The following is a 13,115-nucleotide window of genomic DNA, read 5'->3' on the forward strand; positions in this document are numbered from 1 at the left end:
GGAGTGAACCATGCAGCACGATCCGAAAGAGCCCCCGACGAAGCAATCCAGCGATGGCCCCGATGACGACATGATCGCGTTCGCGAGCGAGGTCTTCGATGTCGCTCGCCGCGGCGACGCCGCGATGCTCGACGCGCTCCTGACCAAGGGCCTGCCGCCGAATCTGCGCAACGACAAGGGCGACAGCCTCGTGATGCTCGCGAGCTATCACGGTCACGCCGACGCCGTGCGCGTCCTGCTTCAGCACAACGCCGATGCCAACCTGCGCAACGACAATGGCCAGACGCCGATTGCGGGCGCCGCGTTCAAGGGCTTTCGCAAGGTGATCGAAACGCTGCTCGAACATGGCGCGGATGTGGAAGGCGCATCGCCCGACGGGCGCACCGCGCTCATGATCGCGGCGATGTTCAATCGCGTCGAGATCGTCGACTTGTTGATCGCGCGCGGCGCGAACCCGGATGCGCGCGATGCCGGCGGCTTCAGCGCACGCGATGCCGCCGAGAAGATGGGCGCGCCCGACACCGCGGCACGACTCGCGAAGGCATCGAACGGCCATGCGCGGCCATCCGAAGCGTGAAGCGTCGATTGGCAGAATGCACTTCGCATGCATGATTCAATCCGCGAACGAACGACGCCTCGCGCGCGTCGAATCGATCTGACAAGCACCGATCCAACAACGAACCAGACAAGCAGGTGACTCGGAACCATGGAGCTTTTGCGATGACAGGCGGTATCTCGCATCGGGGTGATGCGTCGCCGACAGACCTTCACGCGCTTGGGCGCGCATGCCGGGCGGGCCGCGTCTTCAATGCAGCCGCACGTCTGTCGCTGTCCGTGGCCGCGTTCATCGTCGCCATCGCGAGAACGTTGCGCGCGCTGCGCGTCACCGCGAGCCTTCCGGTCATCGCCGCCTTCGCGCTCTCCGCATGCGGGCTGATGCAGCAACAGGTGCCCGCGCCGATCGTCGAACACTCTTATATTCCGGCGCCGGAAGAAGCCGGCTCTGCCGAGCCCGAAGAACCTTTGCCCGCCGTGCAGGCGCCGGAGCCCGCGTCTGCCGTGAAACCCGCGCCGGCGCCGAAACCGAAGCGCCGCATCGTCAAGCCGAAGCCGCCGGAGCCGGCCGTCACGCCACCGCCTGAACCGCCCGAGCCGCCGCCTCCGCCGCAGATCATCTCGACGCGCATCATGCAGCACGATCAGCTGCACGGCCTGCTCGACGCCGAAGTGCAGCGTCCGGACGGCAAGGTCGTCGGCCGTGCGGTGGACATGTACGTCGATGCATCCGCGAAGCCGAAGCTTCTGATGGTCAATCTCGCGGGCTTCCTCGGCGTCGGCGACCGCAAGGTCAACTTCCCGTGGACGGCCTTCCGCTTCACGCCGAATTCGAAGACCGCGCCGATCACCTTCGTGCCGCCACCACCGCCCGCGAAGGGCAAGCCGGCCGAACCGGTGCCGAAGCCGCAGCCCGTTGCGGAGGCGCCCGCGAACTTCATGCAGCTCGTCGATTCGACGGTGACGCAAAGAAGCGGCGCGCGCATCGGACGCGTGGTCGACGTGCTCGTCGACGCTCAGGCGCAGCCTCAGGCGCTGGTGCTCGATCTATCGAGTTCGCTCGCGGGCGACAAGCGGCATGTCGCGGCCAACTGGGGCGACCTGCATGTGTTTTCGCGCAACAAGCAGTGGCTGCTGCAGATGGATTTCAACGACGCGCAACTGAAGGCCGCGCCCACCTACTCGCCCGAGCAGCCGATCAAGATCGTGTCGCCTGTGGTGCCCGCGCCGGCGACGGCTGCGAGCGCGGCATCGGCATCGACTGGCGCGGCGAGCGCGACGGCTTCAGGCGCGGCGCCGGCGCAAGCGCCCGCTTCGGGCGCGCGCCTGACGAGATAGCGGATAACGACATCGATAACAGAATCACAACATGGTAATTGCACGCAGTCTGCGCGCGCTCGACTGGCTGAACTTCTTCGTCGCCAACGTGCAGACCGGCTTCGGCCCTTTCATTGCTTCGTATCTTGCGGCCAACAAGTGGACGCAGGGCGAGATCGGCCTGATGCTTTCCGTCGGCACGATCAGCGCGATGGCGAGCCAGTTGCCGGCAGGCGCGCTCGTCGATGCGATGCGCAACAAGAAGTTCGCTGCTCTCTCGGCGATCATCGCGATCATCGTGAGTGCGCTGCTGCTCGCCGCGAGCCCGACGTTCGTGCCGGTTTTTGCGGCCGAAGTGCTGCACGGTTTCGCGAGCTGCATGCTCGTCCCGGCGATGGCGGCGATCTCGCTCGCCCTCGTCTCACGCGCCGATCTCGGCGACCGGCTCGGCCGCAATGCGCGCTGGGCGTCGATCGGCAGTGCGCTGACAGCGGCGTTGATGGGCGCGTTCGGCGAGTATCTGTCGCTGCGCTCGGTGTTCTTCCTGACGGCCGCGCTCGCGTTGCCGGCGATCGTCGCGCTGCGCATGATTCACTACGATGCGCCGCCCGTCGTGCCGCGCGCACCGCCGGGCAAACCCAAGCTCACGCCTGAAGGCGAGGAACGCGAATCGTTGCGCGAGTTGCTGAAGGACAGGCGTCTTTTGATTTTCGCGGCGTGCGTGGTGCTCTTTCACCTGTCGAACGCGGCGATGCTGAATCTCGCCGCGGGCGAAGTCACGGCGCACATGGGCGACAACGTTCAACTTGTGATTGCGGCGTGCATCATCGTGCCGCAGTTCATCGTCGCGGCGTTGTCGCCGTGGGTCGGACGGCAGGCGCAGAAGTGGGGACGCCGGCCGGTGCTGATTCTCGGGTTCTGCGCGTTGCCTATACGCGCGATTCTGTTCGCGGGCGTGAGCAGCCCGTATCTGCTCGTGCCGGTGCAGATGCTCGATGGCATCAGCGCAGCCGTGTTCGGTGTGATGCTTCCGCTGATTGCGGCGGATGTCGCTGGTGGGCGCGGGCATTACAACCTGACGATCGGGTTTTTTGGGCTGGCTGCGGGCGTCGGGGCGACGCTTTCGACGGCGGCGGCCGGTTTTGCCGCGGATCGCTTCGGCACTGCGATGAGCTTTTTTGGGCTCGCCGGGGCCGGGGCGCTTGCGGTGTTGATGGTGTGGCTTGCTATGCCGGAGACGCGTATCGCGAATGCGGTGAAGGAGGATGAGGCTGAGCCGTCGGTGAAGGTTTGAGGGCTTCGTTTCTATTGTCTCTTGCTCATGCTTCGGTGAAATCCTGCGTTCGTGTCGGTTTATTAGCGTTGCCCCGCACAGGGGCAACGCCACTAGACCACTAAGAACACGGGATCCGGCGAAAACAAAGAAAAACTCACTCAAAAGGCGTCAACCCCTCAAGCAAAGTAGGAATCAACTCACTCACCGTCGGATGAATATGCATCGCCCGCTGCAACGTCGTATAGGGCGCATCCGCATTCATGATGTCGATGAAGGCATGAATGGCCTCATCCCCTTCGATGCCATAAATCGCCGCCCCTAAGAACCGCTTCGTCCGCGCATCCACGAGCGCCTTCATGAAGCCATCGGTCTCACCGCGCTCCCGAGCGCGCCCCACCCGCGACATCGGCATCGTCGCGATAAGCGCCTCGCGTCCGTCCCTGCGCACGTCTTCCTCGCTCATCCCCACACGCGCGAACGGCGGATCGACGAAAACCGCATAAGCCATGATGCGCGTATCGACGCTGCGCGATTCGCCGTCGAGCAGATTCGAAGCGATGATCTCGTAATCGTTCCACGACGTATGCGTGAACGCGCCGCGCCCGTTCACATCGCCGAGCGCATACACGCCATCGACTTTGGTGCGCAACTGGCCGTCGACATCGATCATGCCGTGCCGGCTCACCGCAATGCCCGCATGCTCCAGACCGAGATCGTCGGTGTTCGGCGTGCGGCCCGTCGCGAACAGCAGATGCGATGCATCGATGACCTCATCGCCACTGACGATACGCACGCCACCCGCCATCGGCTCCACGCGCGACATCTCCGCGCCGAAGCGAAAGTCGATGCCCTCACGCACGAACACGTCCTGCATCGCGCGGGCGACGTCCTCGTCCTCGCGTGTGAGGATCCGCTCGCCGCGCACGAGCAAGGTCACGCGGCTGCCGAAGCGCCGGAACATCTGCCCGAATTCGAGCGCGATATAACTCGCCCCGACAATCACCAGATGCTCCGGCACTTCGGTCAGTTCGAGAATCGTCGAGTTGGTCAGATACGGGACGCGTTCGAGCCCATCGACCTTCGGCACCACCGCGCGCGTTCCCGTGTTGATGATGATGAGGTCGGCGTCGATCTCCTGCGTGGAACCGTCGGCCGCCTCGATGGACAGCGCTCGCGGCCCTGTAAAGCGCCCGTGTCCCTTGAAGACCGTGAGATTGTGCGTGCCGCGCAGCCATTTCTCGATGCCCGTGCGGGAGCCGCCGATCACCTCGTCCTTGCGCGCCTTCACACGCGCCATGTCGATGCGGATGTCGCCGCCGATCATCACGCCGTACTGCGCCGCCGTGCGCGCGACATGCGCGGCCCGCGCGCTCGCGACATAAGTCTTGGTCGGCGTGCAACCGACGTTCACGCAGGTGCCGCCAAAAAGATGCCGCTCGATGATGGCCGTGCGCTTGCCGCTTTCCGCGAGCCGCACGGCAAGCGGCGAACCGCCCTGCCCCGTACCGATCACGACTGCGTCGAAGTGCTGTGACATGCTCGTTCTCCCCTGGTTTTTTGCATTCGTAACGCAAAAGACCGTGCGAATGAAGCGGATGAAGAATGCCCATGCGGGAACCGAATGCATCTTACGCGCAAGTCGGCGAACAGGCAGGCGCGCTGCCCGAAGCGCGTGATTCGGATACGGGCACGGCGCGTGCTGCGTCCGAACAGAACGTCCCGCGCATCGCGGCGCGGTCCGCTCAACCATCAGCATATGAAGTCCGAAGGCATTCATGATCGAGACGATGTGGTTTCTCGTCGTCGGCGGCGTGCTCATTTTCATGGGCCTCGCCAGTTCGACGTTCAAGCACCTGCCGGTCAGCACCGCGATGTGCTACCTGGCGATCGGCTTCGCGATGGGTCCCGCGCTCGCCAATCTGCTGACACTCGACCTCGCGACCGAAGCAACGGTCCTCCGGCGCATCACCGAAGTGGCGATGCTCGTGTCGCTATTCGCGATCGGCCTGCGGCTGCGCGTGCCGCCCACCGATCGCATCTGGCTTCTCCCGGTACGCCTGGGCTTCGTCGCCATGATCCTCACCGTCGCCGCGCTCACGCTCTTCGGCGTCTATGTGCTCGGTCTCAGCTGGGGACCGTCGCTGCTGCTCGCCGCGATGCTCGCGCCGACCGATCCCGTGCTCGCGCATGACGTTCAGGTCGAGACGCCCGGCGACGTCGACCTGCTGCGCTTTTCGCTGACGGGCGAAGGCGGACTCAACGATGGCATCGCGCTGCCCTTCGCGCTGCTCGGCATCGCGGTGTGCCGCTTCGAGGCGTCGCCAAGCGAAGCGTTGCACTGGAACTTCGCATTGCAGGCGATATGGGGCATCGCGGGCGCGCTCGTGAGCGGCTGGCTGCTCGGCGCGCTGTCGGTGCGGCTTGTCGCGTATCTGCGCACGCGCCACGGGCAGGCGCTCGGACCGGAAGGTTTCTTTGCGCTCGGCCTCATCGCGCTGTCGTACGGCGTCGCCGAATTGCTGCACACGTACGCGTTTCTCGCGGTCTTCGCAGCCGGTCTCTCCATGCGCCGCGTCGAGCAAAAAGAAAGCGGCGACAAGTCCCCGCGCCAGGCGGTCGGCAAGATCGATGCGGACGACGTCGGCGCCGCCGCAGCCGATCCCGAACGCGCGCACGCCTTCATGGCCGAGCGCGTGCACGGCTTCACGATCGAACTGGAGCGCATCGCCGAAGTGGCGATCATGCTGATGGTCGGTGCCGTGCTCGCGACGATGTGGCGCGAACTGCTCTCGTGGCGGACCTGCGCGCTCATCGTCGCGCTCTTTCTTGTGCTGCGGCCGGCGGCGGTCGAGGCGTCGCTCATCGGCTCGCAGGCGACGGGCGCGCAAAGACGTCTCATGAGCTGGTTCGGCATACGCGGCGTCGGCTCGTTCTATTATTTGCTCTTTGCACTCGAGCAAGCGCCGCATGACGTGGCCGCGCCGCTCGTGCCGCTCGTCATCGCGACGATCGCTGCGTCTGTCATCGTGCACGGCATCACCGCGACGCCGCTCATGAAGCGATATCAGCGCGCGCGAACCGATATTTAGCGATGCAACTATCATCCAGGACCGACCCGGCGTGAAGCATCTGATTTTCTTCTGCGGTCATGCCGGCACCGGCAAGACGACGCTCGCGAAGCAACTCTTCGCGCCGCTCATGCATGCGACTGGCGAGCCCTTCTGCCTGCTCGACAAGGACACGCTCTACGGTGCATACAGCGCCGCGGCGATCGGCGCGCTCACCGGCGATCCGCACGATCGCGACAGCCCGCTTTTCATAGAACATTTTCGCGATCCGGAGTATCGCTGTCTCATCGATACCGCCGCCGAAAATCTCGCGCTCGGCGTGAGCGTCGTGATCGTCGCGCCGCTGACGCGCGAGGTGCGCAATGGACGCCTTTTCGATCGCGCGTGGCTCGGCATCGATGACGATGTCGCCATAAGCGTCGTCTGGGTGCATGTCGATGAAGATGTGGCGCGCGAACGGATCGTTGCGCGCGGCGATCCGAACGATGCGTACAAGCTCGCGCATTGGGAGGAATATCGCAAGCGCCTCTTCGTCCCCGATGAAGCGCTCGCGCGGACGCTCGTGATGTTCGACAACACGACGCCATCCGGTGAAGCGGGCGGCGAACTGGTCGCGCGCCTCGTCGCTTAAGCCGCCGCGAGCTGGCGTGCCGTCGCGACCGCGTTGGCGCCTTCGTACAGCTTGCCGAAGCGGTTGTTGAGGAACGCGTCGAGCGGCACCTGCTCCTGACGCACGAAGCCGCTCTGCGGCAGCACGCCTTCGCGGAAGAGATCGAGTTCCGCGCAGATCGCGCCGGCGGTCGTGATCTGGATCGCGCTCATCGGCACGCCGCACACATCCTTCGCGAAGATCTTGCGCGTGAACACGTCCTGCACGAGTTGCCCGCGCCGCATGCCCGTCACCGTGACGAAGATCAATACGACGTCCTGTGCCGTCGAAGGCACCGCGCGCTTGAGCATCGTCTTGAGACCGTCGCGATCGGTGGACATACGCAGATCGTCGAGCAGGAACTTCATCAGATCGCGATGCCCCGGATAGCGCACCGATTTGTAGTCGAGCGTCTCGACCTTGCCGGCAAGCGTTTCGCAGAGCGTGCCGAGCCCGCCCGATGTATTGAACGCCTCGTACTCGATGCCATCGAGCGAAAAATGCTCGACGCCTTCGAGCGGCTGCACCCATTGCGTGCGGCCTTCGCGGATCGCCTCGCACGGCTGGCAATACTCGTTGATGAGCCCGTCGATGCTCCATGTAAGGTTGTACTTCAGCGCATTGGTCGGAAACTCGGGCAGCGCGCCGACGCGCATCTTTACTTCGCGCACGTCGTCGAGACGCTTCGCCAGATCGTGCGCGACGATGCCGATGAAGCCCGGCGCAAGACCGCATTGCGGCATGAACGCGAGCTCGGAGTCGTCGGCGATCGCGCGGATCGCGTGCGTCGCGCGCACGTCTTCGGTGAGGTCGAAGTAATGCACGCCCGCCGCTTTCGCCGCCGATGCGACGTTGACCGCGAGGTAATACGGCAGCGCATTGATCAGCGCGTCGAAACCGATCAGCGCCTGACGAAGCGCGGGCGTATCGGCGGAATCGACGCGGCGCGTCGGGATGCCTTGCGCATCGATGAGCGCGAGCGCGTGTTCGTCGCGATCGAAGGCGACGACGTCGAAATCCCCCGTTTCACGCAGCAAATGCGCAATGCTTTGACCGATCAGTCCGGCGCCGACGAGGGCCACTTTCATATTCGTCTCCTGTATGTGCGAGTTAGCCGATACACCTGTTCACACAGTTTAGGAGCGCGCGAATATTGATCCTAGACGCAAAATGATGCGCTTCGACGACGGTTTTCGTCGTTTCGACGATCGATCGATCCCGTTTGTATCGTCGAGTCTCAACCGGCGCGATCGATCTTGCGCGCGAGGATAATCGACGTCGTCGTCCGTTCGACGCCTTCCAGCACGCCGATCTCGTCCAGCAGGTCGTTCAGGCGGTCCGGCGAATCGGCGCGCAGCCATGCGACGTAATCGAATTCGCCGCTCACCGCACAGAGCAACTGAATCTCCGGCATGCGTGCGAAGCGCTTCTGCAGATCGCGGCCGTATTTCGGCGTGAGCTTGATGCCGACGTACGCCTGAATGCTCGCGTCGAGCACATCCTGGCCGAGCCGCACGCCGTAGCCCGCGATCACGTTGTTCTTTTCGAGCCGCGCCATGCGGGCGATCACCGTCGTGCGCGCAACGCCCAGTTGCCGCGCGAGATTCGCGACGCTCTCGCGCGCGTTCATCTGCAGAAGCGCGACGAGATTGCGATCGATGTCGTCGAGCTGATCGAGGCGCGGCGGTCTCATGTGGGCGTCGTCCTTGGCGTTTTGTGTTTTGGTTTATGCGTTTTGAATGCCATCTGGCATCCGGCATTTTGTGTTTGCATTATCGCCGAGACGCTGCGATACGAACGCCGGTCAGACACCGAGCTTCGTCACCATGAAATCGACGAAACTCGCGAGCTTGGGCGTCGCGCGCGTATCGCGCGGATAGACGAGATGAACGGGCGAAGGCTTCGGCAGAAAGTCCTGGAGCACCGCGACGAGCGCGCCGCTCTTCAGTTCGTCTTCGACGAGCGCATGCGGTTGAAGCACGAGGCCGAAGCCGGCGAGCGCGGCCTTCCTGAGCGCCTGCCCGTTATTCGTGCGAAAGCGCGCGGACTGCGTGCGGCGCGCATGCATCGCCTCGTCCTCGCCTTCGAGCCGCCAGCTCGCCTCGCGGCCGAGATGCAAGAAGCCGAGGCACTCGTGGCTCGCGAGATCGGCGGGGGTCGCGGGCGTGCCCGCGCGCGCAAGATAGGAAGGCGACGCGCATACCGTCATCGCATACGGCTTGAGCGGCCGCGCGACGAAGCTCGAATCGGCGAGCGTGCCGATACGCACGGCGGCGTCGAATCCTTCCTCGACGATATCGACCATGCGGTTGGTCAGATCGAGCTCGACGCTGATCTGCGCGAACGCCGCGAGAAACTCGGTCACGGCGGGCGTGACGAACTGCACGCCGTAAGTCAGCGGCACGGTGACGCGCAATACGCCGCGCGGCGTCGCGCTCATCGATTCGGCGAGGGTGTCGGCAGAATCGACTTCCGCGAGAATGCGGCGGCAGCGTTCGTAATATTCACGGCCGATCTCGGTCAGGCTCTGACGACGCGTCGTGCGGACAATGAGACGCGCATCGAGCCGCGCCTCCAGCGCCTGCAAGTGCTTGCCCGCCATCGGCGCCGAGATCGAAAAGCGCTCGGCCGCGGCGCTCAGACTGCCCGCCTCGACGATCGCGACAAAGACCCGCATGCTCAACAAGGTATCCACTGCGTTTTTTCCAGAGACGTTTCGAATGTAAGCAGTTGTGGCAATGCGGGCGAATCCGCATGCAATCGTGATACTAATATCCGCCGATGGCGTGATCTTCGCTGCTTTGCATGCAGCTTACGAAGCACGCCGCTTCCTATATCGATCGAAGGTACTTTGAATGAAAAGAACACTCGTTGCATTGGCCGCTTTCTGCGCACTGAGCCCGGTTTTCGCGCAGAGTTCGGCGCCCACGGCCGCATCGGCGCCCGCCGCGCAGGACGCTGCGTCCGCACCGGCCGCCAGCAAGCGCGAGGCGCGCGTCGAGGAGCGTATCGCGGAACTGCATTCGAGCCTCAAGATCACGCCGCAGCAGGAAGCGCAGTGGTCGAAGTTCGCCGATGTAATGCGCGACAACGGCCGCACCATGGCCGATCTGTACCGCCAGCGCATCGCCCAGCGCGACACGATGTCCGCGCTCGACGACATGAAGCAATACGAGCAGATCACGCAAGCCAACGCGGACGGCACGAAGCGGCTCGTCGAAGCTTTCGAGCCGCTTTACGCGAGCCTTTCGCCCGAGCAGAAGAAACTCGCCGATACGAGCTTCCGCTCGGAGCACGGCAAGGCGCGCCGCGGCGGCGCGCACCATCGTTCGCGCGCGGCGGGCGCGGATGCGGCATCGACGACGAAGCCCTGAACGAGCGCCGGATCGGAAAGCCCGCATCGCATGATGCGGGCTTTTTTGCGTCCGCCGAGTGCAAAATGACGCGAATGCCGTTACGATCCGCTCCCTCACCATCTTCGCCGATCGCACCATGCTCCATCTTTCGCAACTCGATCTCGCCACCGATCCCGCCGCACGCCGCGTCGTGAAGGACGAAGCCGTCACCGTGGAATTCGCGGCTGCCGCGGGCGAACTCATGAGCCTCGAAGGGCCGAACCGCTATGCAAGCGGCGATGCGATCGTCACCGCTTCCAGCGGCGAGCGCTGGGTCGTGTCGCGCGAACGCTTCGATCCGAAGTACGTGCCGGAAGGCGGCATCGCGCACGGCGAGGCGGGCATCTATCGCAACCGTCCGAACGTCGTGCTCGCGAAGCAGATGCACGAACCCTTCTCGATCGCGCGATCCGCGGCAGGCGACACCCTCACCGGCGCTGCCGGCGACTGGGTCATGCAATACGCGCCGGGCGATTTCGGCGTCGTGAAGGCAGCGCGCTTCGCGAAGGTCTATCGCGAAGCCTGAGCGCGCTCACGCGAAGTCCTCGCCCATCTCGATGTCCACTTCGCGCGGCACGGTCTGGCCGTCCGCGTACATCTCTTCGAGCGATCCGAGCGTCGCTTCCACATAGGCACGCAGCACCGCGTAACTGCGCGCGTGCATGCGTGGCGGCAATGCGCGATAACGCGCGAGCGCGGCCGGATCGAAACGCACGTCGATCGTGATGCGCCGCGCGCTCGAACCGAAGCGCATCGCCACGTAATGAATCACGAGCGATGTGCGGCCTTCATCGTCCTTGCGTTCGGCGAACTGCGTCTGCTCGGGAAAGAGATCGCAGATCACATGCGCGAGCATGTCGATATCCGCGCTCGGGCAGTCGTATTGATAGTCGTCCATTCGATGTCGATATTTGATTCAGGCAGGCGCGGATGCGCTCAACCGCCGCGGGCGGCGGCTCGCCGGTAGTAGCGCACGAGCGCCACCGCGACGATCGCGCCGAGCACGAGATACACCGCATCGGCGGCGATGAGCGGCACGAGCCGCGCCTGAAAAAGCGCGGCTGGCAAGCCGACGAGCGCATGCGCGGCAACGAGGACTGCGAGCGCGTGGCGCGAACGCTCGCGCAGCATTTGCCACATCAGCGCGGAAAAGCCGAGTTGCAGCACGAACGCACTCGCACGCTCGACGAGGAAGATGCCCGCCGACACCGGCGACAGACTCATCAGCACGAGATGAATGCGCGCGATCGCTTCGAGCGGCGCGGTCGCGAAATGCGCGTCGAGCGTGCCGCGATTCGCGAGCACCGCATAGACGATCCATTGCACCTGCACGAGCACGCCGACGATCCACGCCTCCGCCCCGCCGTGCCCGATGCCGTAGCCGAGCGCCGGACCGTGCCGGTCGAGCGCGTCAGGCTCGCGCGAGATGAGCCATTTCATCGCGAGAAAGCGTCCGACTTCCTCGCACAGCCCCGCCGCGAGCGCGCCATAAACGACGAACACGGCCGGATTGACGAGCCACGCCGACGTGACGGGATTGCTCAGCATGAAGCCGTGCAGCGCGCGTTCGATGACCATCGCGAAGAGCGCGAACACGGCGATGCCGAGAATCGCGTAGCGCGGCACGATCGCGAAGCGCGGCCGCAGCTTCCTGTACAGCACGATGGGCATGGCCGCGATGATGAGCGTCGCGAGCGCGAGGCTCAGCAACGTCGTAACACTGATCATTCAGATTCCTTGCGAAGCTTGTTGCTCGTCGTTGTGATTCGCGCGTGTCGTCGATGCGCGCACGACGAGTTCGCCCGGCAGCAGACATTCGCGCGCGGGCATCGCGGCGCCGCCGAGACGCTCATGCAGAAATTCGACCGCGCGCCGGCCGATATCGTACGTCGGCTGGCGGACCGCCGTCATGCCGGCGAGCTGCGCCCATTCGGAATCGTCGATCGACATCAGCGCGACGCTCGCCTGCCAGTCCGCGCCGTGGCGTTCCTTCAGATGCACCGCGACGCGCAGCGCGACCGGCCCGTTCGCCGCGAAGAGCGCGACGCGCTTGCCCGCGGCTTTCGCCGCCGTGACGCGCGTGTCGAGTTCCGCGAGCGCGGGCGCCGCATCGGCGAGATCGATCACGAGCGTCGAGCCGCTTGCATGGAGCGCCGCGACGGTTTCGCGAAACGCGGCTTCGCGCAGACGCCGCGAGCTGACATGCGTGACCGGCTGCACGACGAACAGCAGCTCGTCGAAACCTTCGTCGACGAGATGACGCGTCGCGATCTGCACGGCGGCGGGATTGTCGAGCCCGACCATGTCGGTGATGAAACCTTCGACCGAGCGATCGACGAGCACGACCGGAATGCCGCCGCGCGCAAAGCCTTGCAGCAGTTCTTCCTTCACGCCGAGCGCGTTGACGATGACGCCTTCGACGCGATACGTCGTCAGCAATTGCAGATAGCGCCGCTCCATGTCGATCTCGTTGGCTGCGTGACAGATGAGCGGCATATAGCCGAGCGCGTGGCACGCTGCTTCGACGCCTTGCAGCACTTCGACGGAATACGGGTTCGTGAGGTCGGCGAGCAGCATGCCGATCAGACGATTGCGGCCGCGCTTCAGGCCGCGCGCCATCTGATTCGGCCGATAGTCGAGCTTGGCGATGGCCGCCTCGATGCGCTCGCGCAGATCGGGCGACAGCACGCCGAGCTCGCCGTTCAGATAGCGCGAGATGCTGGTCTTGCCGGTGCCTGCTTCGCGGGCGACATCGGTGATGGTCGCGCGGCGCGCGCCGAATGCAGGCGGGCGGTTCGTCAATGTGGGGTCGTCGGACATAGTGGTCGTGGGCGCGCGCTTCGCCGTGAAGCGAG

At 64.8% G+C, this 13,115-nt stretch carries 14 protein-coding genes; 7 read left to right on the forward strand and 7 right to left on the reverse strand.

The window, feature by feature from the left end; all coding sequences use genetic code 11:
• The first annotated feature begins 10 nt into the window (after positions 1-10).
• The 3 genes from LDZ23_RS07435 (at position 11) to LDZ23_RS07445 (ending at position 3,166) form a co-directional block, all read left to right on the forward strand.
• Entirely contained in the window at positions 11-577 is a 567-nt protein-coding gene (locus LDZ23_RS07435; RefSeq protein ID WP_034473454.1) for an ankyrin repeat domain-containing protein, read from the forward strand.
• A 143-nt stretch (positions 578-720) separates the two neighbouring features.
• Complete coding sequence (locus tag LDZ23_RS07440) at positions 721-1,893, forward strand: hypothetical protein (RefSeq protein ID WP_244807383.1); 1,173 nt, start codon at positions 721-723, stop codon at positions 1,891-1,893.
• Between the two features lie 31 nt (positions 1,894-1,924).
• On the forward strand, positions 1,925-3,166 hold the full coding sequence (locus LDZ23_RS07445) for an MFS transporter (protein ID WP_034473453.1): 1,242 nt from the start codon (positions 1,925-1,927) through the stop codon (positions 3,164-3,166).
• Positions 3,167-3,302: 136 nt separating this feature from the next.
• On the opposite strand, the gene LDZ23_RS07450 is transcribed toward LDZ23_RS07445, so the two are convergent.
• Positions 3,303-4,685: an FAD-containing oxidoreductase gene (locus tag LDZ23_RS07450; protein ID WP_034473475.1), complete on the reverse strand. Its 1,383-nt coding sequence runs from the start codon at positions 4,683-4,685 to the stop codon at positions 3,303-3,305.
• Between the two features lie 238 nt (positions 4,686-4,923).
• Here LDZ23_RS07450 and LDZ23_RS07455 point away from each other — a divergent pair, with 238 nt between their 5' ends.
• Together LDZ23_RS07455 and LDZ23_RS07460 are read left to right on the forward strand one after the other, a co-directional pair.
• Positions 4,924-6,237 carry a cation:proton antiporter gene (locus tag LDZ23_RS07455; RefSeq protein WP_034473451.1) on the forward strand — a complete coding sequence of 438 codons (1,314 nt, stop codon included), beginning with the start codon at positions 4,924-4,926 and terminating at the stop codon, positions 6,235-6,237.
• A 31-nt stretch (positions 6,238-6,268) separates the two neighbouring features.
• Positions 6,269-6,847, forward strand: a complete 579-nt coding sequence (locus LDZ23_RS07460; RefSeq protein ID WP_008349502.1) for a P-loop nucleotide/nucleoside kinase family protein — start codon at positions 6,269-6,271, stop codon at positions 6,845-6,847.
• On the opposite strand, the gene LDZ23_RS07465 is transcribed toward LDZ23_RS07460, so the two are convergent.
• From LDZ23_RS07465 to LDZ23_RS07475, 3 genes are all read right to left on the reverse strand, one after another.
• Entirely contained in the window at positions 6,844-7,953 is a 1,110-nt protein-coding gene (locus LDZ23_RS07465; protein ID WP_034473448.1) for a saccharopine dehydrogenase family protein, read from the reverse strand. The genes LDZ23_RS07460 and LDZ23_RS07465 overlap by 4 nt on opposite strands.
• Before the next feature lie 149 nt (positions 7,954-8,102).
• Positions 8,103-8,558: an Lrp/AsnC family transcriptional regulator gene (locus LDZ23_RS07470; protein WP_008349499.1), complete on the reverse strand. Its 456-nt coding sequence runs from the start codon at positions 8,556-8,558 to the stop codon at positions 8,103-8,105.
• A gap of 111 nt (positions 8,559-8,669) precedes the next feature.
• Entirely contained in the window at positions 8,670-9,560 is an 891-nt protein-coding gene (locus tag LDZ23_RS07475) for a LysR family transcriptional regulator (protein ID WP_034473445.1), read from the reverse strand.
• Positions 9,561-9,720: 160 nt separating this feature from the next.
• On the opposite strand from LDZ23_RS07475, the gene LDZ23_RS07480 reads away from it, so the two are divergent.
• Together LDZ23_RS07480 and LDZ23_RS07485 are read left to right on the forward strand one after the other, a co-directional pair.
• Positions 9,721-10,239, forward strand: a complete 519-nt coding sequence (locus LDZ23_RS07480) for a Spy/CpxP family protein refolding chaperone (RefSeq protein WP_034473444.1) — start codon at positions 9,721-9,723, stop codon at positions 10,237-10,239.
• Between the two features lie 118 nt (positions 10,240-10,357).
• On the forward strand, positions 10,358-10,786 hold the full coding sequence (locus LDZ23_RS07485) for a PGDYG domain-containing protein (RefSeq protein ID WP_034473473.1): 429 nt from the start codon (positions 10,358-10,360) through the stop codon (positions 10,784-10,786).
• Positions 10,787-10,792: 6 nt separating this feature from the next.
• Here LDZ23_RS07485 and LDZ23_RS07490 read toward each other — a convergent pair whose 3' ends face one another.
• Genes LDZ23_RS07490 through LDZ23_RS07500 form a run of 3 tightly spaced genes read right to left on the reverse strand, consistent with a single transcriptional unit; the run spans position 10,793 to position 13,080 of the window.
• A complete protein-coding gene (locus LDZ23_RS07490; RefSeq protein ID WP_008349491.1) occupies positions 10,793-11,158 on the reverse strand; it encodes a DUF3022 domain-containing protein in 366 nt (121 codons plus the stop codon).
• A 38-nt stretch (positions 11,159-11,196) separates the two neighbouring features.
• Positions 11,197-11,988, reverse strand: a complete 792-nt coding sequence (locus LDZ23_RS07495; protein ID WP_034473443.1) for a YhfC family intramembrane metalloprotease — start codon at positions 11,986-11,988, stop codon at positions 11,197-11,199.
• Positions 11,989-13,080 carry a LacI family DNA-binding transcriptional regulator gene (locus tag LDZ23_RS07500; protein ID WP_034473442.1) on the reverse strand — a complete coding sequence of 364 codons (1,092 nt, stop codon included), beginning with the start codon at positions 13,078-13,080 and terminating at the stop codon, positions 11,989-11,991.
• Positions 13,081-13,115 lie beyond the last annotated feature (35 nt).

It is taken from the genome of Caballeronia zhejiangensis (genome assembly GCF_022879815.1).
GTDB lineage: Bacteria > Pseudomonadota > Gammaproteobacteria > Burkholderiales > Burkholderiaceae > Caballeronia > Caballeronia zhejiangensis.